At 60.6% G+C, this 24365-nt stretch carries 23 protein-coding genes and 4 tRNA genes; 14 read left to right on the forward strand and 13 right to left on the reverse strand.

Annotated features, from left to right (window positions below; translation table 11 throughout):
- From CWI66_RS13005 to CWI66_RS13015, 3 genes are all read left to right on the forward strand, one after another.
- Positions 1 to 76: transfer RNA gene (locus CWI66_RS13005), tRNA-Asn, on the forward strand.
- A 55-nt stretch (positions 77 to 131) separates the two neighbouring features.
- A tRNA-Asn gene (locus CWI66_RS13010) sits at positions 132 to 207 on the forward strand.
- A 285-nt stretch (positions 208 to 492) separates the two neighbouring features.
- The gene (locus tag CWI66_RS13015) at positions 493 to 789 is read left to right on the forward strand and encodes a metalloregulator ArsR/SmtB family transcription factor (RefSeq protein WP_229800785.1); all 297 of its coding nucleotides are present in this window, start codon (positions 493 to 495) and stop codon (positions 787 to 789) included.
- A gap of 154 nt (positions 790 to 943) precedes the next feature.
- Here CWI66_RS13015 and CWI66_RS13020 read toward each other — a convergent pair whose 3' ends face one another.
- Positions 944 to 3025: a carboxy terminal-processing peptidase gene (locus CWI66_RS13020; RefSeq protein WP_100731914.1), complete on the reverse strand. Its 2082-nt coding sequence runs from the start codon at positions 3023 to 3025 to the stop codon at positions 944 to 946.
- A gap of 138 nt (positions 3026 to 3163) precedes the next feature.
- Between CWI66_RS13020 and CWI66_RS13025 the strand changes: the two genes are divergently transcribed.
- Positions 3164 to 4468 carry a M18 family aminopeptidase gene (locus tag CWI66_RS13025; RefSeq protein WP_100731915.1) on the forward strand — a complete coding sequence of 435 codons (1305 nt, stop codon included), beginning with the start codon at positions 3164 to 3166 and terminating at the stop codon, positions 4466 to 4468.
- Positions 4469 to 4558: 90 nt separating this feature from the next.
- Here the strand turns inward: CWI66_RS13025 and CWI66_RS13030 are convergent.
- The 9 genes from CWI66_RS13030 to CWI66_RS13070 all read right to left on the reverse strand — a co-directional run bounded on the left by CWI66_RS13030 (position 4559) and on the right by CWI66_RS13070 (position 11734).
- Positions 4559 to 4635, reverse strand: a tRNA-Met gene (locus tag CWI66_RS13030).
- Between the two features lie 63 nt (positions 4636 to 4698).
- Positions 4699 to 5790: a redox-regulated ATPase YchF gene (gene ychF, locus CWI66_RS13035; RefSeq protein ID WP_016914435.1), complete on the reverse strand. Its 1092-nt coding sequence runs from the start codon at positions 5788 to 5790 to the stop codon at positions 4699 to 4701.
- A 95-nt stretch (positions 5791 to 5885) separates the two neighbouring features.
- Complete coding sequence (gene pth / locus CWI66_RS13040; protein ID WP_016914434.1) at positions 5886 to 6467, reverse strand: aminoacyl-tRNA hydrolase; 582 nt, start codon at positions 6465 to 6467, stop codon at positions 5886 to 5888.
- 145 nt (positions 6468 to 6612) lie between these two features.
- Complete coding sequence (locus CWI66_RS13045) at positions 6613 to 7242, reverse strand: 50S ribosomal protein L25/general stress protein Ctc (protein WP_016914433.1); 630 nt, start codon at positions 7240 to 7242, stop codon at positions 6613 to 6615.
- Positions 7243 to 7339: 97 nt separating this feature from the next.
- A complete protein-coding gene (locus CWI66_RS13050; RefSeq protein ID WP_026001771.1) occupies positions 7340 to 8281 on the reverse strand; it encodes a ribose-phosphate pyrophosphokinase in 942 nt (313 codons plus the stop codon).
- A 59-nt stretch (positions 8282 to 8340) separates the two neighbouring features.
- Positions 8341 to 8415 (reverse strand) — tRNA-Gln (locus CWI66_RS13055).
- Between the two features lie 31 nt (positions 8416 to 8446).
- Positions 8447 to 9307 carry a 4-(cytidine 5'-diphospho)-2-C-methyl-D-erythritol kinase gene (ispE, locus tag CWI66_RS13060; protein ID WP_100731916.1) on the reverse strand — a complete coding sequence of 287 codons (861 nt, stop codon included), beginning with the start codon at positions 9305 to 9307 and terminating at the stop codon, positions 8447 to 8449.
- A gap of 42 nt (positions 9308 to 9349) precedes the next feature.
- Positions 9350 to 10021 carry a lipoprotein insertase outer membrane protein LolB gene (lolB, locus tag CWI66_RS13065; RefSeq protein ID WP_081195657.1) on the reverse strand — a complete coding sequence of 224 codons (672 nt, stop codon included), beginning with the start codon at positions 10019 to 10021 and terminating at the stop codon, positions 9350 to 9352.
- A 45-nt stretch (positions 10022 to 10066) separates the two neighbouring features.
- Positions 10067 to 11734: a tetratricopeptide repeat protein gene (locus CWI66_RS13070; RefSeq protein WP_446718683.1), complete on the reverse strand. Its 1668-nt coding sequence runs from the start codon at positions 11732 to 11734 to the stop codon at positions 10067 to 10069.
- Positions 11735 to 12079: 345 nt separating this feature from the next.
- Between CWI66_RS13070 and hemA the strand changes: the two genes are divergently transcribed.
- The 5 genes from hemA to CWI66_RS13095 are packed head-to-tail and all read left to right on the forward strand — an operon-like array spanning position 12080 to position 16632.
- Positions 12080 to 13390, forward strand: coding sequence for a glutamyl-tRNA reductase (gene hemA, locus CWI66_RS13075; protein ID WP_100731918.1), 1311 nt, complete (start codon positions 12080 to 12082; stop codon positions 13388 to 13390).
- Positions 13387 to 14475 (forward strand): peptide chain release factor 1, encoded by a 1089-nt coding sequence (gene prfA, locus CWI66_RS13080; protein ID WP_100731919.1) that lies wholly within the window; start codon positions 13387 to 13389, stop codon positions 14473 to 14475. The genes hemA and prfA overlap by 4 nt, the downstream gene beginning before the upstream one ends.
- Positions 14475 to 15323, forward strand: a complete 849-nt coding sequence (gene prmC / locus CWI66_RS13085; protein ID WP_100731920.1) for a peptide chain release factor N(5)-glutamine methyltransferase — start codon at positions 14475 to 14477, stop codon at positions 15321 to 15323. Before prfA ends, prmC begins: the two co-directional genes overlap by 1 nt.
- A 30-nt stretch (positions 15324 to 15353) precedes the next feature.
- The gene (locus CWI66_RS13090; protein ID WP_016914425.1) at positions 15354 to 15854 is read left to right on the forward strand and encodes an Lrp/AsnC ligand binding domain-containing protein; all 501 of its coding nucleotides are present in this window, start codon (positions 15354 to 15356) and stop codon (positions 15852 to 15854) included.
- A gap of 4 nt (positions 15855 to 15858) precedes the next feature.
- Positions 15859 to 16632, forward strand: a complete 774-nt coding sequence (locus tag CWI66_RS13095) for a HesA/MoeB/ThiF family protein (protein ID WP_100731921.1) — start codon at positions 15859 to 15861, stop codon at positions 16630 to 16632.
- A 41-nt stretch (positions 16633 to 16673) separates the two neighbouring features.
- Here the strand turns inward: CWI66_RS13095 and ahpF are convergent, their stop codons facing one another.
- Positions 16674 to 18230, reverse strand: coding sequence for an alkyl hydroperoxide reductase subunit F (gene ahpF / locus CWI66_RS13100; protein WP_100731922.1), 1557 nt, complete (start codon positions 18228 to 18230; stop codon positions 16674 to 16676).
- Positions 18231 to 18417: 187 nt separating this feature from the next.
- Positions 18418 to 18981: an alkyl hydroperoxide reductase subunit C gene (ahpC, locus tag CWI66_RS13105; protein ID WP_081137576.1), complete on the reverse strand. Its 564-nt coding sequence runs from the start codon at positions 18979 to 18981 to the stop codon at positions 18418 to 18420.
- A gap of 361 nt (positions 18982 to 19342) precedes the next feature.
- On the opposite strand from ahpC, the gene CWI66_RS13110 reads away from it, so the two are divergent.
- The 4 genes from CWI66_RS13110 to CWI66_RS13125 all read left to right on the forward strand — a co-directional run bounded on the left by CWI66_RS13110 (position 19343) and on the right by CWI66_RS13125 (position 23504).
- Entirely contained in the window at positions 19343 to 20446 is a 1104-nt protein-coding gene (locus tag CWI66_RS13110) for a polyamine ABC transporter substrate-binding protein (protein ID WP_081137578.1), read from the forward strand.
- A gap of 94 nt (positions 20447 to 20540) precedes the next feature.
- Complete coding sequence (locus tag CWI66_RS13115; protein ID WP_100731923.1) at positions 20541 to 21722, forward strand: ABC transporter ATP-binding protein; 1182 nt, start codon at positions 20541 to 20543, stop codon at positions 21720 to 21722.
- A gap of 31 nt (positions 21723 to 21753) precedes the next feature.
- Positions 21754 to 22665, forward strand: a complete 912-nt coding sequence (locus CWI66_RS13120) for an ABC transporter permease subunit (RefSeq protein WP_100731924.1) — start codon at positions 21754 to 21756, stop codon at positions 22663 to 22665.
- Complete coding sequence (locus tag CWI66_RS13125) at positions 22662 to 23504, forward strand: ABC transporter permease subunit (RefSeq protein ID WP_016914418.1); 843 nt, start codon at positions 22662 to 22664, stop codon at positions 23502 to 23504. The genes CWI66_RS13120 and CWI66_RS13125 overlap by 4 nt, the downstream gene beginning before the upstream one ends.
- Positions 23505 to 23511: 7 nt before the next feature.
- Here the strand turns inward: CWI66_RS13125 and CWI66_RS13130 are convergent, their stop codons facing one another.
- A complete protein-coding gene (locus tag CWI66_RS13130; RefSeq protein WP_081137584.1) occupies positions 23512 to 23721 on the reverse strand; it encodes a CPXCG motif-containing cysteine-rich protein in 210 nt (69 codons plus the stop codon).
- A 124-nt stretch (positions 23722 to 23845) separates the two neighbouring features.
- Here CWI66_RS13130 and CWI66_RS13135 point away from each other — a divergent pair, with 124 nt between their 5' ends.
- Positions 23846 to 24274: a DUF3617 domain-containing protein gene (locus CWI66_RS13135; protein WP_016914416.1), complete on the forward strand. Its 429-nt coding sequence runs from the start codon at positions 23846 to 23848 to the stop codon at positions 24272 to 24274.
- The last annotated feature ends 91 nt before the right edge of the window (positions 24275 to 24365 follow it).

Genomic DNA, 24365 nt, shown 5'->3' on the forward strand with positions numbered 1-24365 from the left:
TCCTCGATAGCTCAGTTGGTAGAGCAAATGACTGTTAATCATTGGGTCGCAGGTTCGAGTCCTGCTCGAGGAGCCAATTCGCTATTCTGCTTTTATTGCCGACGCACGTTTCGCTGCTGACGCACAGATGTTCCTCGATAGCTCAGTTGGTAGAGCAAATGACTGTTAATCATTGGGTCGCAGGTTCGAGTCCTGCTCGAGGAGCCATTTCATTTCTCCATGTATGATCGATCTAGCCGATCAATTCCCTTCTCTTTCGTAGTACGCCGTATTTCCTTTTTCTCTATCTCTAATGCCTATCAAGCTCTGGTGCATGGCAAGGCTTTGTTGCGTCCGTTGCGTTTGCTCGGGGCGTTTAATGATGCCCTGTCGCCAGCTTTTTCGGTAGCATGAGCATCAGAACGGTAACGAACGTTGGAGAAGCGCGTGAAGGATGCAACTGGCTTGCAGGCGCTGCAGGTCTTTAAATGTTTGAGCGATGAGACGCGCTTGATGCTGGTACTGCTGATCGCCCAGGAGCGGTCGCTGTGCGTATGTGAAATGACGTATGCGCTCGAGGAGTCGCAGCCCAAGGTGTCGCGTCATCTGGCGCAGTTGCGCCAGTGTGGTCTGCTGATCGACCAGCGTGAAGGGCAGTGGGTGTACTATCATCTTGCGCCACAGCTGCCTGCATGGGCCATGGCCATCATCGAGGCGGGGGCAAAAGGCAGCGAAGTGCAGCTGGCTGGCTTGACGAAGCGCCTGTTGAAGATGGGAGATCGGCCAGCTCGGCGTGCGGCCTTGTGCTGATGGAGTGGATGGTTCCGTCAACGGTGGTGTTGTCGATTCGTTCATATGGTAAAACGCCAGCCCAAGGGCTGGCGTTTTGCATGGAGCGTTCTGCGCGGGTCGTTTTGTCTGGACAGGCTGCCCCGTCGCCGTCATGCGTCGGGGCAGGGGCTGCTCAGCGGCGTGCCATGCGCTGGGCTTTCTCCAGGTGTGCGAAATCGAGCAGGATTTCGGCGGCTTCCAGCACATGAGCGCGGTCGACGGGAGCGGCTTCGTCGCGCTCGGTGTCGGTCTCGTCATCCTGGGTGCCGTCGCTGCGGGCATCCATCCACTCTTCCAGCTCTGGGAGACCCAGTGCGCGGCGGCGCTGGTTTTCCAGCGAGAGCTGCTCGGCTTCCTGAGCTTCCAGCTCGCGCTGGCGCTGTTCGCGGTTCAGGCTGACGCTGGTGTGCTGTTCGCGCAGCTGGCGGGCCAGGGTGGATTGGCGCTCCAGGTAGCGGAAATTGGGGTTACCCTTGGCGCGCTCCTCATGTAGCGAGATGAGGGTGGGCAGGACCGTTTCCGGCGAGCCGTAGCGACGATACTGAACGTTCTGGACGGTGTCCCAAGGCAGGGCGTTGTCCAGGCTGCTCTCCCCAATGCGCTCGGGATCGATCAGGCTGGGGAAGGCGATGTCCGGCTCTACGCCGCGATTCTGGGTGCTGTCGCCAGAGATGCGGTAGAACTTGGCGCGTGTCAGCTTGATCTGGCCATGGCTCAGGTCGTTGAGGGTCTGTACCGTGCCTTTGCCAAAGGTCGAGGCACCCACCACGATGCCGCGGCCATAGTCCTGAATGGCGCCCGCGAAAATCTCGGAGGCCGAGGCCGACAGGCGGTTGACCAGGACGGTAAGCGGGCCGTCGTAGAGCGTGCCTGCTTCGGTGTCGCCGTAGAGCTGGATACGGCCCTGGGCGTCACGCACTTGTACCGTGGGGCCGCGATCGATGAACAGGCCGATCAGTGAGTTGGCCTCCTGCAGGGCGCCGCCGCCGTTATTGCGCAGGTCCAGCACGATGCCCTCGACGCCCTCTTGCTTGAGGTTCTCGATCTCACGAGCCACGTCGCGGGTGGTACTGCGATACTCGTCTTCTCCTGCCTGCCAGGCGTCGAAGTCAACGTAAAAAGTCGGCACGGTGATGACGCCGATACGGTGCGGCTCGCCATCGCGCATGACTTCAATGACTTCGCCCTTGGCGGCCTGGTCTTCCAGGCTAACGGTGTCGCGGGTGATTTCCACGATTTGTGAGCGGGTCATGTCCACCGCCTGAGCAGGCACGACGTCCAGGCGAACCACTGAGCCCTTGGGGCCGCGAATCAAATCGACCACGTTGTCCAGGCGCATGCCCACCACGTTGACCATCTCGCCATCTTCCTGGCCTACCGCAATGATGCGGTCAGCAGGCTCCAGCACTCCGGCACGGTCGGCAGGGCCGCCAGGCACCAGGCTGGAGACCTTGACGTACTCGCCGTCGGCTTGCAGCAGGGCGCCGATGCCTTCCAGCGAAAGGCTCATCTGAATGTCGAAGGATTCACCCTGGCGTGGCGACAGGTAGCCCGTGTGTGGGTCGATGGTGCTGGACACCGCGGCCATCAGTAGACCGAATACGTCTTCCGATTCGGTCTGCCGCAGGCGGGTCAGCTGGCCTTCATAGCGCTGGCGCAGGTTGTTCTCGATCTGCTCATCGTCCTGGCCGGTGAGTGCCAGGGTCAGAGCGTCGTTCTTGAGGCGCTTGCGCCACAGTTCATCGAGTTCGCTTTCACGGCTGGCCCAGGGGGCGCTTTCACGATCCACTTCCAGGCGCTCGTCGCTTTCGAACTCCAGCGAGAGGCCTTCGTCCAGGCGTGCCAGCAGCCACTCCAGGCGAGAAGTGTGGCGCTCGCTCAGGCGGTTGTAGAGTGCAAAGGCGTCGTCGAGTTCTCCTTCGAACAGCGCCTCGGCCATATCGTTTTCCAGATGACGATAGGGTTCAATATCACGGTTGAGCAAATAGGCGCGTTGACCATCGAGTATGTCCAGGTAGCGCTGGAAAGCCTCCTCGGACCACTGCGGGTCAAAATTAATGTTCGCGTAGTGGCCATAGCGGAGCGAGTCCGCAATTTCTACGGCCGCTTGGCGTTGTTCGTCTGTCGGCGCCAGTTGGGCCATCGCCGCCGGACTGGTCACCACCAGCATGACAGCAAGGGCGACCGAGCGCGAAAGCGTTGCAAACAAGCTCATCAGTCAAGCTCTCCCGGATTTGTGTACACTCATTCTTCCCTAGACACGCAGTTAGCCCATGAGTTGCGTAGGCCGAGGGAGCATTGTAGCAGGTCATTTACCCTGTGAGACTCAATCATTACTGTAAAGAGGATTTCCATGTCCGAGGCTTTCAACGCAGAACGTTTAACGCGACTGTGCGATTTCTTGCAGCAGTCGCCCACGCCATGGCACGCCACCCAGAACATGGCGCAGCGTTTGGAGCAGGCGGGCTTTACACGCTTGGAAGAGACCGCCAACTGGCAGCTTGCGCCTGGCAAGCGTTACTACGTGACGCGCAATGACTCGTCGCTGATCGCCTTCCAGCTGCCTGCCGGAAAGTTGTCCAGCCTGCGTATGCTGGGAGCGCATACCGACAGCCCTGGGTTGCGCTTGAAGCCTAATGCCACGCAGTACTCGGCGGGCTGGATGCAGCTGGGTGTGCAGGTGTACGGCGGCGTGCTGTTGGCGCCCTGGTTCGACCGTGAGCTGGGGTTGGCGGGGCGGGTGCACGTGCGCCACGCCGATGGTCGGCTGGAAAGTGTGTTGCTGAACGTGGCGCAGCCGGTGGCGATGATTCCGAGCCTGGCGATTCACATGGACCGTGACGTCAATGCGGGGCGTACGATCAACCCGCAAACCCAGATGGCACCGGTATTGCTGCAGAGCAACGACCTCGAGCTCAACGACCTGTTGGCGCAGTGGCTGGAAGCGCAGCACGGGCTGCGTGCCGTGGATGTCGTCGATTTCGAGCTGGGTTTTTACGACGTACAGCCGCCTGCGCTGGTGGGGTTGCGTCAGGAGCTGCTGGCCAGTGCCCGGCTGGATAATTTGCTGTCGTGCTTCGTCGGGCTGGAGGCGCTGCTGGCGTGCGATGGCGAGCAGGGGGCGTTACTGGTGGCCAACGACCATGAAGAGGTCGGTAGCGCCAGCGCCTGCGGTGCACAGGGGCCGTTTCTGGGAGACGTGCTCAAGCGTTTGAATGGGCAGGTGGGCGGGGGTAGTGAAGAGTCGCTGATTCAGCTGATTCAATCGTCACTGATGATCTCCTGCGATAACGCCCATGCGCTGCATCCCAACTTCCGTGACAAGCACGATGAGCGCCATGGGCCGGCCATCAACGGCGGGCCGGTGATCAAGGTGAACGCGAGCCAGCGCTACGCCACCAACAGCGTGACCGGCGCACTGTTTCGCGATGTTTGTCGAGAAGCCGATGTGCCTGTGCAGTCATTCGTCACCCGGGCGGACATGGGCTGCGGCAGCACCATCGGTCCGATCACGGCGACCGAAGTGGGCGTGCCGACTATCGATGTGGGCTTACCGCAGTGGGCCATGCACTCCATTCGTGAAACGTCCGGCACTCGCGACGTCGAGTATCTGACTCGCGCGTTGGTTCAGTTCCTGAATCGCGTGACGCTGCACTGATCACCCGTCAGCGAACCAGAACGAACCAAAATGAAAAAGGCCCGCTGATGAAATCAGCGGGCCTTCGCTATTGCTAGCTCGATTCGGTGTTGGTGGCTACGCCCTGATTTGAACAGGGGACCCCATCATTATGAGTGATGTGCTCTAACCAGCTGAGCTACGTAGCCGTGCAACGGGGGCGAATATTACCCACCCCTTTGTCATTCGTCAAGCATTGATTGTTTGGTGCGTTATACGTTGAAACGGAAGTGGATCACGTCGCCATCCTTGACGATGTAGTCCTTACCTTCCAGGCGCCATTTGCCAGCATCCTTGGCACCCTGTTCACCGCCCAGCGAGACGTAGTCGTCATAGGCGATCACTTCGGCGCGAATGAAGCCTTTCTGGAAGTCTGTGTGAATGACCCCGGCAGCTTCCGGGGCGCTGGCCCCCTGCTTGACGGTCCAGGCACGTACTTCCTTGACGCCTGCGGTGAAGTAGGTCTGCAGGCCCAGCAGGGCATAGCCTGCGCGGATGACGCGGTCCAGCCCCGGCTCTTCCATGCCCATTTCGGCCAGGAACATGCTGCGCTCATCGTCGTCGAGCTCGGCGATTTCGGCTTCCAGCTGGTTGCACACCGGCACGACCACAGCGCCTTCTTCGGCGGCGATCTCCTTGACGATGTCCAGGTAGGGATTGTTCTCGAAACCATCTTCATTGACGTTGGCAATGTACATGGTGGGCTTGAGCGTCAGGAAACCAAAGCTTTTGACCTGGCGTTTCTCGTCTTCATCCAGGCCAAAGCTGCGCAGCGGCTGGCCTTCCGCCAGGTGGGGCTGAATCTTGTCCAGCACCGCCTTGGTGGCCATGGCGTCCTTGTCGCCACCCTTGACCACGCGCACCAGGCGCTGGCTGGCTTTTTCCACCGTATCCAGATCGGCCAGAGCGAGTTCCAGGTTGATGGTCTCGATGTCGGCGCGGGGGTCTACCTGGTTGGCCACGTGGATCACGTTGTCGTTGTCGAAGCAGCGCACCACGTGGGCAATGGCCTGGGTTTCACGAATGTTGGCGAGAAACTTGTTGCCGAGCCCTTCGCCCTTGGACGCACCTGCCACCAGGCCGGCGATATCCACGAATTCCATGGTGGTCGGCAGGACTTTTTCGGGCTTGACGATGGCTGCCAGCTTATCCAGGCGTGGGTCTGGCATGGGAACGATGCCGACGTTGGGTTCGATGGTACAGAACGGGAAGTTCTCGGCATCGATACCTGACTTCGTCAGTGCATTGAACAGGGTGGATTTGCCTACGTTGGGTAGGCCGACAATACCGCAGTTAAAGCCCATACATTACTTCCTGGCCGCTAGGCCAGCGCTATTTCGTGAGGCGCTGGCCAACAGTGAATAAACGTGTGCGATCACACGACTGATCAAACGTGCTGCTATTTTACGCTATGAAGGCGGTTCATGGCTTTAGCCCAATCGCCGGAAAGTGCCAGCGGCAGGGTGGCCAGACTCTCCTCCAGGGCGTGCGCGATGGCTTCCTGTTCGGCTTTGCCAGGGCGGCCCAGCACGTAATTGACCACCTGGCGTGCTTCCCCCGGGTGGCCGATGCCGATGCGCAGGCGGTGGAACTGCTTCTGGTTGCCCAGCGCGCTGATGATGTCGCGCAGGCCGTTGTGGCCGCCGTGCCCGCCACCGGTCTTGTAGCGTGCCTGGCCGGGGGGCAGGTCCAGCTCGTCATGGGCGACCAGCAGGTTCTCTGGAGTGAGCTTGAAGAACTGGGTCAGCGCAGCCACCGCAGCGCCGCTGCGGTTCATGAAGGTCGAGGGGTTCAGCAGGTGCAGTTCGTGCTCGCCCAGGCGTACCTTGGCATAAAGCCCCAGAAACTTCTTTTCCGGGCGCAGTTCACTGTGGGCGCTGCGGGCAAGGGCCTCGACCAGCCAAAAACCGGCGTTGTGGCGGGTTGCATCATAGTCAGCGCCGGGGTTTCCCAGCCCGATAATGGCCGTTACCTGGCTCATGTGCTCAGCTCCAGTAGGATGAAAATGGCAGCGTGTCTCGAGTCGCAAAAAAAAATCAAGCGCCGAGGCGCTTGATTTTATCATTTCCGAGCCATGCGGGCATGGCTCGGGGCGCAATACCGCTGCGCCTGGCTTACTTGGCGGCTTACTCGGCGCTTTCTTCTGCGTCGCCTTCGCCTTCTTCTTCAACACGTACTTTGACAGCCGTGATGCTCAGTACGGCGTTGTCGTGCTCTTCACCGTGGGACAGGTCAACGGAAGTGACGCCCGCCGGGAAGGTCAGGTCAGACAGGTGCAGGGTAGTGCCCAGCTCGACCTTGCTGATGTCCACTTCCAGGAAGTCAGGAAGATCTTTCGGCAAGCAGCTGATGGCAACTTCGTTGGCCAGCACGTGCAGTTCACCGCCCTGGTCCTTGATGCCCACACACTTCTCTTCGTTCACCACGTGCAGCGGCACGTTCATGGTGATGGCGTGAGTCGCGTCGACGCGCATGAAGTCGGCGTGGGTCAGCAGCGGCTTGAAGGGGTGGCGCTGCAGATCACGAACAACGACCTGCTCTTCGCTGCCGTCGACGACCAGCTTGATGACGGAAGAGAAGAACGACTCGTCTTCGATCGCCTTGTAGAAAGCGGTCTTTTCGACAGAGATGGATTGCGCGCCTTTCTCACCGCCGTACACAACGGCCGGTACGAATTGGTTCGCACGACGCAGGCGGCGGCTCGCACCTTTCCCCAGGTCGTTACGAACGCTGGCTTTCAGGATAAAATCAGACATGTTAATTGCCTCTTGGTTTAAGTAAGGAAACGCCGCCGCCCGCGACCAGGCGACGACGTTCCCATGGCCCCAGATGGGGGCTTGTCACATCAGGCGATCAGTGGAACATCGCGCTGACGGATTCTTCGTTGCTGACGCGGCGAATGGCTTCCGCAATCAGGCCAGCAACGCTCAACTGGCGAATCTTTCCGCTGCGACGCGCATGGTCGGCCAGCGGAATGGTGTCGGTCACCACGACTTCATCCAGTACGGAGTTGGTAATGTTGTCTACCGCCGGGCCCGACAGGATCGGGTGGGTGGCATAGGCGACGACCCGCGCCGCGCCATGATCTTTCAAGGCTTCGCCCGCTTTGCACAAGGTGCCTGCGGTATCGATCATGTCATCGACGACTACGCAGGTGCGGCCTTCGATTTCACCGATGATGTGCATGACCTGCGCCTGGTTGGCCTGGGGGCGACGCTTGTCGATGATGGCCAGGTCGGCATTCAACTGCTTGGCGATGGCGCGAGCACGTACTACGCCGCCGACATCGGGGGATACCACCACCAGGTCGTCGTAGTTCTGGCGCTCGATGTCGTCGAGCAGGATCGGAGAGCCGTAGACGTTATCTACTGGCACATCGAAGAAGCCTTGAATCTGGTCGGCGTGCAGGTCCATGGTCATGACGCGGTCGACGCCTGCTTTTACCATCATGTCGGCGACTACCTTGGCCGAGATGGGGACGCGGGCGGAGCGTACACGACGATCCTGACGGGCATAGCCGAAGTAGGGAACGACGGCCGTGATGCGGGTCGCCGAGGCACGACGCAGGGCGTCGACCATCAGGATGAGCTCCATCAGGTTGTCGTTCGTCGGCGCGCAGGTGGATTGCAGGATAAAGACATCCTTGCCACGCACGTTCTCATTGATCTCGACCGCGATTTCGCCGTCGCTGAATTGACCCACCGTGGCATTACCCATGCGGCTGTCCAAGCTCTCGGCAATCTTTTGAGCGAGTTCGGGATTGGCATTCCCGGTGAAGACCATCAATTTTGACACGCGCAGCCACCTTTGCAGTGTTGGGAATCAGGGGAGAAAACGCAGATCAACATCAGGATTGGCTGGGGTACCAGGATTCGAACCTGGGAATGCCGATACCAAAAACCGGTGCCTTACCACTTGGCGATACCCCAGCAAACAGCCTGATGCGACGACCGGGCGCTTTCAGCAGCCCAGAGCATCTTGTAGGGGAGAGGTGTTGAGCCCTTTGGCCACCCAGGCTTTCCAGCGCTGGTTGGCTTGCTTGGCCACTGCCTGTGCTGCCTCTTGTGTATCGAAGGCGGCAAACAGACAAGCGCCCGTACCGGTCAATCGGCACGGTGCATACTGTGCGAGCCAGTCAAGCGCTTCCGCAATGAGCGGATAGCCTTTCCTGACCGTTGCCTCGCAGTCGTTGCGCCATTCGGCCGCTCCCCCCTGCAGTGCGCGCGCCATAGTAATGGGGAGGCTGTCGCGTGTCAATTCCGCATCCTGGAAGATGGCCGGTGTCGAGACGCTCACACCGGGGTGGATCACCACAAACCAGGGGGTGTCCAGCGTGACCGGAGTGAGCCGTTCGCCAACGCCTTCTGCCCAGGCGCTATGGCCATGCACGAACACCGGGACGTCGGCGCCCAGCGTCAGGCCCAGCGTGGCCAGGGTCTGGCGATCCAGACCCAGCTGCCACAGCTGATTGAGACCCACCAGCACGGTGGCGGCATTGGAGCTGCCACCCCCCAGGCCGCCGCCCATGGGTAGGCGCTTATCGATGGTGATCGATACGCCCATATGGTGGCCGCTTTCCTGCTGGAGCAGGCGCGCGGCACGGACGATCAGATTGTCATCGTGGGTAACGCCTGCCAGTGGGGTGGTCAGCTCAATGCGGCGGTCCTGACGTAGGGTAAAGGTCAGCGTGTCGCACAGGTCGAGCAGCTGAAACAGCGTTTGCAGCTCGTGGTAGCCGTCTGGACGACGGCCCACGATATGCAGCATACGATTCAGCTTGGCCGGGGCCGGTAGAGTCAATGGATGTGGTGTTGCGGGCATGCCGGTTCTCTAAAATGAAGGTGCAGGGCAGTGAGTCTGCGCTTATTCGCCCGAACGGCTGGATGCCTGCCACTGGTTGACCACCAGGGTAATGCGTACATCGCCGTAGTTCATGACCAGACGGCGGGGCAGCCACATCTCTTCTACCCGCTCCCAGTCACGGTAGTCGATTTCCCAGCCATCCTGCTGCAGGAAACGCGGGAAGCCCAGTTCATCAGTTTCCAACTGATAGCTGGCGTGGTCACCGGGGAGGCCGCGCACCCAGTCGGGCATGGCGCGCACCGGCAGCGACCAGCCCAGCTGCTCTTCCATCAGGGCTTCCGGTGTCTCGGCTTCGAAGCGGCCGTCACTGGTGCTCAGCGAAAAGCGTCCTTCACGTCCTTCCAGCACGCTGCGTCCGCCGCCAAAGGGACCGCTGATCAGCATGCGGAAGTAGAACGGGGTCTGGTTCCAGTCGAGGTTGGCGCTGGTGTTTTCCTGTGGGGTGCGCAAGCCCGCTTTGCCCACCAGCGTCCAGCTGTCGAAGTCTTCGACCTGCGCCTGCTGGCGCTCCCACTGGCCTGCCTGGCGCCCGCTTTCATCGACCGGCGCCTGGCTGGCGCAGCCTGCCAGGGTCAAGAGGGCGAGGGCTGCCACCCATAGGCGAGTAGTGGGCAGTACACCAGACAAGCGGCGGCGTGTCGGACGGGCAGAGGGGAGTGACGTAGTCAACATTAGAAGCTCCATGTCAGTAGGGTCTGGATCCAGATGAGTGCACTATTAGGGCGTGCTGGCAGGCGTTAGTTCAGGGTGCCGTTCCAGCAGTTCGTCTATTTGGGGGTGGTGGTCGGCACGCCGCAGGGCTCGGGCGATGGTTTGGCGCGCTTCGTCGCTGCGCCCCAGGGCATGCAGCACTTCGGCTAAATGGGCGGCCACTTCCTGATCGGGTAGCCGCGAATAGGCGCTTTCCAGCCACGCCAGGGCGTCATCCAGTTTGCCCAGCCGGAAGTATACCCAGCCCAGGCTATCCATGATGGCCGGGTTGTCAGGGTCGGCTTCATAGGCGCGCTCAATCAGGTCGCGGGCTTCTTCCAGGCGCTCGGTGATGTTCAAATCGGCCAGGGTATAGCCCAGCGCGTTCAAGGCGTCGGGGTTGTTGGGCTCGGTGCGCAGGATCTGTTGCAGGTCGCGCTCCATGGCGGCCAGATCGCCCATTTCCCAGCCGCGCATGGCGCGCAGGTACAGCAGGCGCGTGTCGTCGGGCGTGCGGGTGATTTCCCGGTCCAGCAGGGCGCCAGCCTCTTGCTCCATGCCGAGATCGTCCAGCAGCTGCACTTCGAGCAGCACCAGATCGCCAAAATAGGTGTCGTGGCGCATGCGCTCGATGCGCAGGAAGGCGCGCGCGTCCAGCAGGCGGTCGTCGTCGATCAGCATACGAGCGGCGGTTGCGCGTGCGGGCAGAAACTCGTTGCCATCGCGCACCTGGCGGTAATAGAGCAGGGCGTTGTCGATATCGCCCTGAGATTGTGCAATGGCGCCCAGCAGAAAGTAGGCAATATTGGGAATTCTGTCCTGGCCGATCAGAGGCTGCAGCAGCCGATAGGCGGGCTCACTGTGGCCCTCTTCGAGATAGAGCTGAGCCAGGGCGATGCGCAGTTCCTGATTGCCTCCGTGGGTTTCCAGCAGGGCGTTGGTCTGGGTTTCGGCGGCGGTAATGTTGTTGAGGCGGATTTCGGCCTGGGCCAGCATGAGAATGAAGCGCACGTCATCGGGTGACAGGCTCAGCCCTTGCTGGGCCGCCCGCTGAGCTGCGCGGTGGTCGCCGCTTTCCAGCGCCAGGCGTGCCTTGGTCAGCCACAGTGCTGCGGACTCGGGCTCGCGCTGCTCGACCAGGTCGAGGTGCTGCCGAGCGGTTTGTGTCTCGCCCAGGGCGGCTTCGATGAGCGCGGTGCCCAGCAGCACATCGCTGTAGGAGTCGCGCTCGGCAGCAGCCGGTTGCGCCAGATAGGTGCGTAACGGCTGTACCAGGACATTGAGTGGCGCTTCTTCCGCCACCGCAAGCTCGGCGAAACTCGATATGTCGCCGTAGCCGCCCGATTCGGCAATGGCCAGCCGCTGCTCCAGGCTATCCAGCCAGTCGCCGCGCTGAAGGGACAGGGCGGCTAGCAGCCGGTTGGGCGTTTCCGCGGTGGGCGACAGCTCGCGCCAGCGCAGCGCCGAAGCTTCCATCAAGGCGGCGTCGTTGCCAAAGCGTGCTGCAAAGGTGGCGCGCTCGGCCAGCCCCGGCGCGTTGTAGCGCTGGGCGGCATCCAGGTAGCCACGGCTTGCATAACGGTAGTCACCGCGCTGGCCAGCCAGCTCGGCAGCCAGCAGCGTGCTGAGCCCTGCCGCATCCAGGCCGCGTGTGACCGGCGGGGCCGTCAGCATGGGGTCGCGGCTAGAACTCATGAACCCACGATCTGGAAGCGTGGAGGACAGCTGGCAGCCGCTCAGCAGCAGCGTCGCGGCCAGCGGTAATAGAGGAAGGCCCGATAGTGCTCGGGACAAACCCGGAAGTGTTGCGCGGTGGGGCATGCGTATCTCGATCAGGTGGCCGAGTGTTCAGCATAGCGGCTTGGCTGCCTGCGGCAAAGTGGTGTGCGCCAGAACATGCCGTGTTGTGATAGAATGTTCCACCTTGAAAGTGAGCCGGGTCAGCACAATTCACTCGTAAAGCTGCCTGATTGCCCCGCTCCAAGCGATAACGACGAACAGTGACGTGACGACCGATCCACTAGCGAAGACGCAGACCGCATGACGCTTCTTGCCCTGGGAATTAATCATCGTACTGCCAGCGTGGCCGTGCGTGAGCAGGTGGCCTTTACGCCAACGCAGCTGGAAAGCGCGTTGGCCGAGCTGCGTGGCCTGCCACATATCCACGAAGCCGCGGTGCTCTCGACCTGCAACCGTACCGAGCTCTACTGCGTGACCGATGCCGCAGGCGAGCAAACCGTGCTGGACTGGCTGGGACGCTTTCACAATCTGCGGGTCGATGATTTGGCACGCTGTGCGTACCACTATCATGACAACGAAGCAGCTCGCCACCTGATGCGCGTAGCGGTGGGGCTCGACTCCATGGTGCTGGGCGAGCCGCAGATTCTGGGGCAGTTGAAAGACGCGTATCAGCAGGCGCGCCAGGCCAGAGGGCTGGGCGGCGAGCTGGAACGGCTGTTTCAACATACCTTTGCCGTGGCCAAACAGGTGCGCACTGAAACCGGCATTGGCAAGAACCCTGTCTCGGTGGCTTATGCGGCGGTCAGCATGGCCAGCCGTATCTTCGATGACTTCAGTCGCGCACGGGCGCTGTTGATCGGTGCCGGAGAAACCATCGAGCTGGTGGCGCGCCATCTGCATGAGGCGGGCGTGCGTCAGCTCACCGTGGCCAACCGTACCCGGGAGCGTGCCGAACAGGTGTCTGCGGCGCTGGGCGGGACGGCTATCACCCTGCCCGAGATTCCGGATGCGCTGGAGCATGCCGATATCGTGATCTCGTCCACGGCTTCCCCGCTGCCGATTCTGGGCAAGGGGATGGTCGAGCGTGCCCTGAAAAAGCGCCGCCATCGGCCTGTCTTCATGGTCGATATTGCGGTGCCTCGGGATATCGAGCCGCAGGTGGGTGAGCTGGCCGATGTGTTTCTGTATACCGTGGATGATCTGGAAGAGGTCATCGAAGAGAACCGTCGCCATCGTCAGGTGGCTGCCGACCAGGCCGAGTCGCTGATTGAACACGGCGTCGGCAGCTGGCAGCATGAGCGCCGCATTCGCAATGGCGGCGAGGTGATTCGAGATTATCGTCGTCATGGCGAAGCGCTGCGCGACCAGGCGCGGGAGCAGGCGCTGGAACGCCTGGCCAAGGGTGAAGACCCGGCCAGGGTCATCGAGCGGATGGCTCACCAGCTGGCCAACCGCTTCATGCATCAACCCACGCTTGCCATTCGTGACGCTGCTTCGCAGGAAAACCATGAATTGCTCAACGCCGCGCCGCGCCTGTTACTGCCGCCCAAACCTGCCTTCGAGCAGGCTGCGCCTCCGGTAAAACGCCAGAAGGATGATACACCCGCATGAAAGAGACTTTGCGCCAACGCCTGGATAGCTTCTCCGACCGTTTCGAGGAGCTGGCCATGCTGCTGTCCGATCCCGAGGTGATCAACAATCAGCAGCGCTTCCGTGACTATTCGCGGGAATACGCTGAGCTGGAAGAACTGGTGGCCGCCTGGCAACGTTACCGTGGGGTCGAAGACAGCATCGCCGAGGCCGAACAGCTGAGCCGCGACAGTGACCCGGAGATGCGCGAGCTGGCGGAAATGGAAATCAGCGATGGTCGTGAACAGCTGGCAGAGTTGGACGTCGAGCTGAAGCGCCTGCTGATCCCCAAGGATCCCGACGATGGCCGTGGCGTGTTTCTGGAAGTACGGGCGGGCACCGGTGGCGATGAAGCGGCGATTTTTGCCGGTGATCTGTTCCGCATGTACTCCCGCTATGCTGAAAAGCGTGGCTGGCGGGTAGAAATCGTCAGTGCCAGCCACGGCGAGCAGGGCGGTTATAAAGAGGTGATCTCCCGGGTCAAGGGCGACGGCGTCTACGCACGGCTCAAGTTCGAGTCGGGCGCCCATCGCGTACAGCGCGTGCCCGCGACGGAGTCTCAGGGGCGTATCCATACCTCTGCCTGTACCGTGGCGGTCATGCCCGAGGTGGATGAAGTGGGCGATGTGGACATCAATCCCGCCGACCTGCGGGTGGACACCTACCGCTCCAGCGGTGCCGGTGGCCAGCACGTCAACACCACCGACTCGGCGATTCGCATCACCCACTTGCCCACCGGCGTGGTGGTGGAGTGCCAGGAAGAGCGCAGCCAGCACAAGAACCGTGCCAAGGCGATGTCCTTGCTGGCGGCCAAGCTCAAGCGCAATGCCGTGGATTCCCAGCGCCAGGAGCAGGCCGATGCACGCCGTTCGCTGGTCGGCTCGGGAGACCGCAGTGAGCGGATTCGGACCTATAACTTTCCTCAAGGTCGCATCACCGACCACCGCATCAACCTGACGCTCTATAAGCTGACCGAAGTGGTCAGCGGCGAGCAGCTCGATGACGTGATCGAACCGCTGATCCATGAGTATCAGGCAGAGCAGCTCTCGGCCTTGCAGGACGGCTGATGACCTTCGACGCCTTGCTGTCACAGGCGGCCCAGCGGTTGACGCAGGCAGGCTCGCCCACGCCGCGGCTGGATGCTGAAGTATTGCTGGGCTGTGCTGCCCAGTGCAGCCGAACGTGGCTCTATACCTGGGGCGACCGCGAATGCCCCACCTGGGAGCGAGCTCGCTTCGAGGCGCTGGTGGCCGCCCGTGCCCAGGGGCAGCCGGTGGCGTACCTCACCGGTGAGCGGGAATTCTGGGGGCTGCGGCTGGCGACGTCGCCCGATACGCTGATCCCCAGGCCCGACACGGAAACCCTGGTGGAGGTGGCGCTTTCTCGCGCCGCTGCCCCGGAGGGCAGGCTGCTGGACCTGGGAACCGGCACCGGCGCCATTGCGCTGGCGCTGGCCAGTGAAAAGCCGGGCTGGCAGGTCATCGGTGCGGACATTCGCCCGGGTGCCGTGGCGCTGGCCGAGCGCAATGCCGCCGCGCTAGGCATTGCCAATGCCCGGTTTGTGTTGAGTGACTGGCTCAGCGCATTTCTGCCTCCGGCTGAGGAGCCGCCTTTCGATATCATCGTCAGTAATCCCCCTTACATTGCGGCCGATGATCCGCATTTGAGCCAGGGCGATGTGCGCTTCGAGCCCCACTCGGCGCTGGTCGCCGATGCCAACGGCATGGCCGACCTGCTCCACGTGATCGAGGCCGCCAGGGCCCACCTGGCACCTGGTGGCTACCTGGCGATGGAGCATGGCTACCAACAGGCGGCCAGTGTGCGTGAGGCACTGTTGGCGGCGGGCTATCAAAGCGTTGAAAGCGTGCAAGACATGGGTGGCCATGAACGGGTTACCCTAGGGCACCTCGAATAACTGCCTGATTCATTTGTATTGGATCCTGCCATGAAACCAAAAAATAGAACGCTGGACCGTATCGACCTCAAGATCCTTCGCTGTTTGCAGGAAAATGCGCGTATCTCCTACGTGGATCTCGCCGCAGAAGTTGGGTTATCCACAACCCCTTGTCTGGAGCGGGTCAAGCGCCTGGAGCGTGCTGGTATCATTCGCGGCTACCAGGCCATCCTGGACCCTCGCGCCCTGAAGGCGAACCTGTTGGTGTTCGTCGAGATCAGCCTGGAGACCCAGTCGCCGGCGGTTTTCGATGAGTTTCGGCGCGCCGTGGAAAAACTGCCGCAAATTCAGGAGTGCCACCTGGTATCCGGGCAGTTCGACTACATCCTGAAATGCCGTATTCCGGAAATGGCCGCTTACCGCCAGCTGCTGGGGGATGTGGTATTGACGCTGCCAGGGGTGAAAGAGTCCAAGAGCTATGTGGTGATGGAAGAGGTAAAAGAGAGCTTCAATCTCCACATTCCTGATTTCGAGGAATTCGAGGATAAGTAAGCCAATGATGGACGATCAGGCGCTGCTGCGTTACAGCCGCCAAATCATGCTGCCCGAAGTGGATATCGAGGGTCAGGAGCGACTGCGTAGCGCTCACGCCTTGATTATCGGGGCTGGCGGGCTGGGCTCGCCAGCCGCGCTGTATCTCGCTGCGGCGGGAGTGGGGCGGATTACTCTGGTAGACGCCGACCATGTAGAGCTTTCCAACCTGCAGCGCCAGATAGCCCACCAGCAGGCCAGCCTGGGGCTCAACAAGGCGCGTTCGGCGCAGCAGCGCCTTGAAGCACTGAACCCTGAATGCCAGGTGGTGGCCATCGAGCGTCACGCCGAAGGCGAGCTGTTGGCAGAGTTGGTGGCCTCGGCCCAGGTGGTGCTGGACTGTACCGACCGGTTTAGCAGCCGCTATGCCATCAATGCCGCGACACAGCGAGCCGGTGTGCCGCTGGTCTCGGGGGCGGCTATTCGCTTTTCCGGCCAGCTGGCGGTATTCGACCCGCGTCAGCCAGACAGCCCCTGCTACGCCTGCCTCTATCCCCCGGAAGCTGGCGATGACGAAGCCCTCAGCTGTGCCGAGAGCGGCGTCATGGCCCCTTTGGTAGGCTTGATTGGCTGCTTTCAAGCGGTCGAAGCCTTCAAGCTACTGAGCGGCGCAGGGAAGGCACACCAGGGGCTCTCGGCCTTCGACGGGCTCAGCGGGCAGTGGCGTCATTTCCAGGTGCCGCGTGACCCGGCGTGCCCGGTGTGCGGAATAACTGAACGCGAAAGCCCGCCTGAATAGGCGGGCCTGGGCACGGTCTTTTGCTTTTTTATGCGGATGAATCAGTTGCGGATCAGGTAGTCGAAGGCGCCCAGTGACGCTTTGGCGCCTTCACCCATGGCAATGATGATCTGCTTGTAGGGTACGGTGGTGACATCGCCTGCGGCAAACACGCCGGGCACCGAGGTCATGCCGTGGGCGTCGACGATGATTTCGCCACGCGGTGACATCTCGATGGGGGAGCCCTTCAGCCACTCGGTATTGGGCACCAGGCCGATCTGTACGAAGATGCCTTCCAGAGCGATGTTCTTGACTTCGTCGGTCTGGCGATCCTTGTAGGTCAGGCCGTTGACGCGGCTGCCATCACCGGTCACTTCGGTGGTTTGCGCGTTCAGCACGATATCCACGTTGGGCAGGCTCTTGAGCTTCTTCTGCAGCACGGCGTCGGCGCGCATTTCACCCATGAACTCCACCAGGGTCACATGGCCGACGATGCCTGCCAGGTCGATGGCTGCTTCGACGCCTGAATTACCGCCACCAATGACCGCGACACGCTTGCCCTTGAACAGCGGGCCATCGCAGTGAGGGCAGTAGGCCACGCCCTTGTTGCGATACTGCTGCTCGCCGGGCACGTTCATTTCCCGCCAGCGGGCGCCTGTGGCCAGTACCAGGGTCTTGCTTTTCAGCTTGGCGCCGGATTCGAAGGTCACTTCGTGCAGGCCACCTTCGGTTTCTGCTGCTTTGAAGGCGGTGGCACGCTGCAGGTTCATGACGTCCACTTCGTACTGCTTGACGTGCTCTTCCAGGGCGCTGACCAGCTTGGGACCTTCGGTATGGGTCACGGAGATGAAGTTCTCGATCCCCATGGTGTCGGCCACCTGACCACCGAAGCGCTCGGCGGCAACGCCAGTATTGATGCCCTTGCGCGCAGAGTAGATGGCCGCTGACGCGCCCGCCGGGCCGCCGCCGATGACCAGCGTGTCGAAGGCTGCCTTGTCACTCAGTTTCTTGGCTTCACGCTCGGCTGCGCCGGTATCCACCTTGGCCAGGATCTGCTCCAGCGTCATGCGACCCTGGTCGAAGGGCTTGCCGTTGAGGTAGATGCTGGGCACCGACATGATTTCGCGGGCCTCGACTTCCTCCTGAAACAGGGCGCCGTCGATGGCGACGTGGCGCACCTTGGGGTTGAAGATGGCCATCAGGTTCAGTGCCTGGACGACGTCCGGGCAGTTCTGACAGGAGAGCGAGTAGTAGGTCTCGAACAACATCTCGCCGTCCAGCGCCTTGATTTGATCGAGCTGCTCTTGCGACGTTTTGGGCGGATGTCCGCCGACCTGCAGCAACGCCAGTACCAGCGACGTGAATTCGTGGCCCATGGGAATGCCCGCAAACACGACGCCTGTCTCTTCTCCGGCACGGTTTAGGGCAAAGGAGGGCTTGCGCGCATCCTGGCCGTCGGTTTTGAGGGTGATCTGAGTGCTCAGGCTGCTGATGTCTTCCAGCAGGCCCAGCAGCTCGCGTGACTTGGCACCGTCATCGAGGGACGCAACGATCTCGAAGGGCTGAGTCACTTTTTCCAGATACGCTTTCAATTGATTCTTTAAATTGGCGTCCAGCATGACAGTGGTTCCTCGTAGTCAGCAGTAGAACGTTCTCGACCAGGCACGCCAGCCTTGGGTATGCGATAAGGAGCAAGCGTGTGGGAAAACAGGGATGCATTAACAGGGTGCTGAAAAAAAGACACCCGGGACATGCCCGGGTGTGATGCTGCCGACCGACACGCGCCGGGTCGGCAGCGGTAGGCGTTTAGATCTTGCCTACGAGGTCCAGAGACGGGGCCAGAGTCTCTTCGCCTTCTTTCCATTTGGCCGGGCACACTTCGTTCGGGTTGGCGCGAACGTACTGGGCAGCCTTGACCTTGCGCAGCAGCTCTTCGGCGTTACGGCCGATGTTGCCCGCGTTGATTTCGACGATCTGGATCTTGCCGTCGGGGTCGACAACGAAAGTACCGCGCTCGGCCAGGCCAGCTTCTTCGATCAGTACTTCGAAGTTGCGTGAAATTTGCAGAGTCGGATCGGCAATCATCGGGTACTGCAGCTTACCAATGGTCTCGGAGCTGTCGTGCCACGCCTTGTGGGTGAAGTGGGTGTCGGTGGAGACGCTGTAGATCTCGACGCCCAGCTTCTTGAACTCTTCGTAGTTGTCGGCCAGATCACCAAGCTCCGTGGGGCATACGAAGGTGAAGTCAGCGGGGTAGAAGAAGAACACTGACCACTGACCTTTCAGATCCGCTTCAGTAACGTCAACGAACTCGCCGTTCAGGTAAGCAGTCGCTTTAAACGGTTTTACTTCGGTATTGATCAAAGACATTGAAAACATCTCCGCAGTGAGTGAATGGTGGTTGGAAAAGTTGCTGGCCATATTAGCGAACTACGACTAATAGCTAAAATTGGAAAAAATGATGTTGCCAATAGCCAAGGTCTATAGTTTGCCTGCGCCCTTGGATGTGGGGTCACCAACAGGGTAATGCAAGAATTTTTCACTTGGACTTGCGATGGACGTCGCTGCACCGCAAAATTCGCACGGTCAGCAGAATGGCCTAAGCTGTTTCTCAGCAGCGGCAAATGAGTCAAAGAGGTATCGGCGTCAGCGCTAACCGTTGCCAAGCTCGGTGCGCCTGTTCGACGGGCACTTTCAAGACAAGTGGACTTTCGAGATAAGGAGTAGCTAGATGGGGAATATCCCAAAACGTTCAGTGGCCGTTACGGCAATCGCTTTTGCCGTAGCGGCCACCGCTGCCCACGCCAATGAAGTGCGGGTATACAACTGGTCCGACTACATTGCGCCGGAAACGCTGGCGAAATTCACCGAGCGCACCGGTATCTCCGTGACCTACGATGTCTACGACAGTAACGAGATCCTCGATGCGGCGCTGCTGTCTGGCCGCTCGGGCTACGATGTGGTCGTGCCCTCCAACTACTACTTTACCCGTCAAGCCAGAGCGGGGGTGTTCCAGCCCCTCGACCACGAGCAGCTGCCCAATTTCGAAAACCTCAATCCGGAGTTGATGGCCAACCTGGAGGCCATCGATGAGGGCAGCCAGTACTCCATCCCCTACATGTGGGGCACCAATGGCATTGGCTACAATGTCGAGCGAGTGAAGGAGATTCTCGGTGACGATGCCCCGGTGGATAGCTGGGCACTGCTCTTCGACCCTGAAATTACCGCGGCTCTGCATGCGGCCGGTTGCGGTATCTCCATGATGGACTCGGCGGACGAAATGCTCTCGCCGGCCATTGCCTACTCGGGCGGCGACCCGCTGAGTGAAAACCTGGAGGACATCGAAACCGCCGGGCAAGTGATCGCGGCCGTACGCAACCATGTCACTTACTTCCACTCCTCGCGCTATATTTCTGACCTGGCCAATGGCGAAATCTGTGTCGCCGCAGGCTACTCGGGAGACGTGTTCCAGGCAGCAGACCGAGCTGAAGAAGCGGGTCGCGACTTCACCATCGCTTACAGCATCCCGAAGGAAGGCGCTGCGCTGTGGTTCGACATGATGGCCGTGCCTGCCGATGCGCCTAACCCCGAGAACGCTCATGCGTTCATCAATTTTATTCTCGACCCGGAAATTGCCGCCGAGATCAGCGAGTACGTCAGCTACGCCAACCCCAACCTGGCCGCTAACGAGTTCCTTTCCGAGGAGCTGCTGAATGATCCCGCGGTTTATCCGGATGCAGACGTCATGCAGAACCTGTACGTTCAGGCGGAAAAGCCGCAGGACGTGCTGCGCGCGCGCACCCGTATCTGGAACCGCGTCAAGTCTGGTCGCTAAGCTGACCCCTGCCTGACAGCGAGCCGGGCAGTTGCCCGGCTCGCTGTTCGTCTTTTATCGCCCGACTTCTCGGGCCTTTTGATGGGAGTGGCGAATGGTCACTACGCCCCTGTCGAACGACACTTCATCCTCGTCATCTGCCCTTCCCCCGTCGATGAGACCACAGGGAAAGGCACCCCGTTTTGCCGAGGATATCGTGTTGGAAGTCAAACGCCTGAGCAAGCGCTTCGATGACGCGCTGGCGGTGGATGACGTGAATTTGCAGGTCAAACGCGGCGAAATCTTCGCCCTGTTGGGGGGCTCGGGGTCTGGCAAGTCGACCCTGCTGCGCATGCTGGCGGGCTTCGAGACGCCGAGCGAAGGTCGCATCCTGTTGAGTGGCGAAAACATTACCGACATGCCGCCGCACAAGCGCCCGATCAACATGATGTTTCAATCCTATGCGCTATTTCCGCATATGACGGTGGCGCAGAACATCGCCTTCGGGTTGAAACAGGACAAGCTGCCCAAGGCGGAAATCGAGGCGCGAGTGGCCCAGATGCTGAAACTGGTGCATATGGAACGCTTTGCCAAGCGCAAGCCGCATCAGCTTTCTGGCGGCCAGCGCCAGCGGGTGGCGTTGGCGCGTTCGCTGGCCAAACGGCCCAGGCTCTTGCTGCTGGACGAGCCCATGGGCGCCCTCGACAAGAAGCTGCGCACGGAAATGCAGCTGGAAGTGGTCGAGATCATCGAACAGGTAGGCGTTACCTGCATCATGGTGACTCACGATCAGGAAGAGGCCATGACCATGGCGGATCGCGTGGCGATCATGGCCGATGGTTGGATCGAGCAGGTGGGCTCTCCGGTCGATATCTACGAAAGCCCTGCTAGCCGAATGGTGGCTGAATTCGTCGGTACCGTGAACCTGTTCGAAGGGGAGATCATCGAAGACGCGGCGGATCATTGCCGCATCGCCAGCCCTGCGCTTTCACGGCCGATCTATCTCGACCACGGGATCACCACCCAGGCGGTGGACCGTCGAGTATGGGCAGCCCTGCGGCCCGAGAAAATCTGGCTGACCCGCGAACAGCCTGTCGGTGAGTACAACTGGGAGGCCGGCAAGGTGGACGACATTGCCTATCTGGGGGGGTATTCGCTGTATTACGTGCGTACGGCCTCGGGCAAGTTGATCAAGGTGAGCATGGCCAACACGGAGCGGCGCGGTGATCGTCCCACCTGGGAGGATAGCGTGTACGTTTATTGGGAAGATCACAGCGCTATCGTGCTGAATCGCTGATGATTCGGTCTCTTGAAGGAGATTGCCTACCATGATGCCATCTGGCTTTACCGGCATGATCAAGCGTCTGCAGCTGGGGCGGCGTGCGGTAATCGCATTCCCGCTGGTGTGGCTCACGCTGTTCTTTTTGCTGCCCTTTGCGTTGGTGCTCAAGATCAGCCTTGCCGAAGGGGCGATTGCCATTCCTCCCTACGGGCCGCTGGTCGAGTATGCCGATCAAACCTTGAGTATCTTTCTGAATGTCGGCAACTATCTGTTTCTGCTGACCGACTCGCTGTATGTCGCGGCTTACTGGGGCTCCATCAAGACGGCATTTACCGCCACGGTGGTGTGCTTGCTGCTCGGTTATCCCATGGCCTATGCCATGGCCCGTGCCCCGGGGCGCTGGCAGTTGATTCTGCTGCTGCTGGTGATGCTGCCCTCCTGGACGTCGTTTCTGATCCGCGTGTATGCGTGGATGGGCATACTCAGCAACAATGGCCTGATTAACAATCTGCTGCTGAGCATCGGCCTCATCGACTCGCCGCTACGCATGATGAATACCCAGTTTGCGGTCGTCGTGGGTATCGTGTATGCCTACCTGCCGTTCATGGTGCTGCCGCTGTATGCCCATCTGACGCGTCTGGATACGTCACTGTTGGAAGCGGCCTCAGACCTGGGGTCGCGTAAAGTGAATACCTTCCTGAAAGTCACCTTGCCGCTTTCCATGGGAGGCATCGTAGCGGGTTCCATGCTGGTGTTCATTCCTGCGGTGGGTGAGTTCGTGATCCCCGAGCTGTTGGGAGGGCCTGACACCCTGATGATCGGCAAGGTGCTTTGGGAAGAGTTCTTCCTGAATCGTGATTGGCCGGTGGCTGCGGCGTTGGCGATGGTCATGCTGTTGCTGTTGTTGATCCCCATCGTATGGTTCCACCGCTACCAGTCACGGGAGCTCGAGCAATGATGACGTCCTCTCGGCGCCCCAGCTTTACCACGGTGATGCTGGTGCTTGGCCTGCTGTTTCTCTATCTGCCGATGTTCGTGCTGGTGTTCTACTCGTTCAACTCATCGCGCCTGGTGACGGTGTGGGCGGGCTTCTCGACCCACTGGTACGGCGAGCTGTTTCGGGATCGGCAGATTCTCTCGGCGGTATGGACCAGTCTCAAGATCGCCTTTTTCGCTGCCAGCATGGCGGTGTGCCTGGGCACGGTGGCGGCTTTCGTGATGACTCGCTACGGGCACTTTCGGGGCAAGACGGCGCTCTCCAGCATGGTGACGGCACCACTGGTCATGCCCGAAGTGATCACCGGGCTTTCCCTGCTGCTGCTGTTCGTGCAGATGGCGCAACTGATTGGCTGGCCCGCGGACCGAGGGATGGCGACGATATGGATTGCCCACACCACGTTCTGCAGTGCCTATGTGGCGGTGGTGGTGTCGGCGCGTCTCCGGGAACTGGATCGTTCCATCGAAGAGGCGGCCATGGACCTTGGCTCGCCGCCGGTCAAGACATTCTTCAGCGTGACGCTGCCGGTCATTGCGCCTGCCCTGGCGGCAGGCTGGCTGCTGGCGTTCACGCTGTCGCTGGATGACCTGGTGATCGCCAGCTTCGTATCGGGCCCGGGAGCCAATACGCTGCCCATGGTGGTGTTCTCCTCCGTGCGCATGGGCGTCTCGCCCAAGATCAATGCGTTGGCCACGCTGATCATTCTGACCGTCTCGTTGGCGACGCTGCTGGCGTGGTACTTCATGCGCCGCAGCGAGGCCAGGCGGGTGGCTCAGATGCAGCAGGATGACGTGGCCTGACCATGGCTCACAAGACGTCGTCGTCACGGCCGGTGATGACGGCGTCGAGTTCGCCTGTGAAAGGTGAGATCACCACCTGAAGCCGGATGGGGGCGCAGCATTGATGGCAATCTTCCCAGGTGTCGTGGCTGCCCTGTGACGTGTCGATCATGAAGGTCAGAGGCGTGTCACAATAGGGGCAGTAGAAGTCATGGGGGGCCAGCGCGTCGTCATGCATGGTGGTTGCCTGTCAGGCAGAAAAAGGATATCCAGTGTAACAGCCCTGTCCGGGGCGGGCACAAGCGGGATGATTCAGGTAGGATAAGAGCGGGTTTACCCAATTAACCTAGTGAGAAAAAGCGATGATGAAACGTCACATGGCAGTAGCGGCCTTATTGGCCTTCCCGATGGTTGCTCTGGCGGAAACACCGAACGTGACGCCTGGCGAATGGGAGTTCGTCAGCGTAACCAGTATCAGCGGTGACATGCAGATTCCCGATCAGACCGAAACCGAGCGTCAGTGCATCACCCAGGAAGAGCTGGATGGCGCAGAGTTTGGCTTCATCGAAGAAGAAGAGGGCTGCGAGCTGCAGCACCAGGACATGAACGCCGATGGCCTTTCGTACAGCATGGTGTGCCGTGCTGAAGGTGGCGAAGCCAATATCGATGGTGAAATGCGCTTCATGGGTGAGCGTATCGAAGGCAGCGTGGACATCTTCACCCAGTCACCCATGGGCGAATTGACCATGAACACCGTGATCGAAGGCGAGCGCATCGGCGACTGCGAGTAACCGTACGCACTGCTTTAACGATCTTCAGCAGCGGTTTTCAACAACAAGGGCGCCTTTTGGCGCCCTTGTTGTCTGTCTACTCGGTAGAAGA

The organism is Halomonas sp. 141, assembly GCF_002810305.1.
GTDB lineage: Bacteria > Pseudomonadota > Gammaproteobacteria > Pseudomonadales > Halomonadaceae > Vreelandella > Vreelandella stevensii.

Coding starts and splice junctions, on each gene's coding strand:
- ispE (WP_100731916.1), bottom strand. CDS start 9,307: ATGCCCGCAACACCACATCCATTGACTCTACCGGCCCCGGCCAAGCTG.
- CWI66_RS13045 (WP_016914433.1), bottom strand. CDS start 7,242: ATGTCTGATTTTATCCTGAAAGCCAGCGTTCGTAACGACCTGGGGAAA.
- CWI66_RS13025 (WP_100731915.1), top strand. CDS start 3,164: ATGTCCGAGGCTTTCAACGCAGAACGTTTAACGCGACTGTGCGATTTC.
- CWI66_RS13110 (WP_081137578.1), top strand. CDS start 19,343: ATGGGGAATATCCCAAAACGTTCAGTGGCCGTTACGGCAATCGCTTTT.
- CWI66_RS13115 (WP_100731923.1), top strand. CDS start 20,541: ATGGTCACTACGCCCCTGTCGAACGACACTTCATCCTCGTCATCTGCC.
- CWI66_RS13070 (WP_446718683.1), bottom strand. CDS start 11,734: ATGAGTTCTAGCCGCGACCCCATGCTGACGGCCCCGCCGGTCACACGC.
- CWI66_RS13015 (WP_229800785.1), top strand. CDS start 493: ATGCTGGTACTGCTGATCGCCCAGGAGCGGTCGCTGTGCGTATGTGAA.
- CWI66_RS13125 (WP_016914418.1), top strand. CDS start 22,662: ATGATGACGTCCTCTCGGCGCCCCAGCTTTACCACGGTGATGCTGGTG.
- CWI66_RS13090 (WP_016914425.1), top strand. CDS start 15,354: ATGAAACCAAAAAATAGAACGCTGGACCGTATCGACCTCAAGATCCTT.
- prfA (WP_100731919.1), top strand. CDS start 13,387: ATGAAAGAGACTTTGCGCCAACGCCTGGATAGCTTCTCCGACCGTTTC.
- CWI66_RS13095 (WP_100731921.1), top strand. CDS start 15,859: ATGATGGACGATCAGGCGCTGCTGCGTTACAGCCGCCAAATCATGCTG.
- lolB (WP_081195657.1), bottom strand. CDS start 10,021: ATGTTGACTACGTCACTCCCCTCTGCCCGTCCGACACGCCGCCGCTTG.
- CWI66_RS13020 (WP_100731914.1), bottom strand. CDS start 3,025: ATGAGCTTGTTTGCAACGCTTTCGCGCTCGGTCGCCCTTGCTGTCATG.
- ahpF (WP_100731922.1), bottom strand. CDS start 18,230: ATGCTGGACGCCAATTTAAAGAATCAATTGAAAGCGTATCTGGAAAAA.
- CWI66_RS13135 (WP_016914416.1), top strand. CDS start 23,846: ATGATGAAACGTCACATGGCAGTAGCGGCCTTATTGGCCTTCCCGATG.
- ahpC (WP_081137576.1), bottom strand. CDS start 18,981: ATGTCTTTGATCAATACCGAAGTAAAACCGTTTAAAGCGACTGCTTAC.
- hemA (WP_100731918.1), top strand. CDS start 12,080: ATGACGCTTCTTGCCCTGGGAATTAATCATCGTACTGCCAGCGTGGCC.
- CWI66_RS13130 (WP_081137584.1), bottom strand. CDS start 23,721: ATGCATGACGACGCGCTGGCCCCCCATGACTTCTACTGCCCCTATTGT.
- pth (WP_016914434.1), bottom strand. CDS start 6,467: ATGAGCCAGGTAACGGCCATTATCGGGCTGGGAAACCCCGGCGCTGAC.
- CWI66_RS13120 (WP_100731924.1), top strand. CDS start 21,754: ATGATGCCATCTGGCTTTACCGGCATGATCAAGCGTCTGCAGCTGGGG.
- prmC (WP_100731920.1), top strand. CDS start 14,475: ATGACCTTCGACGCCTTGCTGTCACAGGCGGCCCAGCGGTTGACGCAG.
- ychF (WP_016914435.1), bottom strand. CDS start 5,790: ATGGGCTTTAACTGCGGTATTGTCGGCCTACCCAACGTAGGCAAATCC.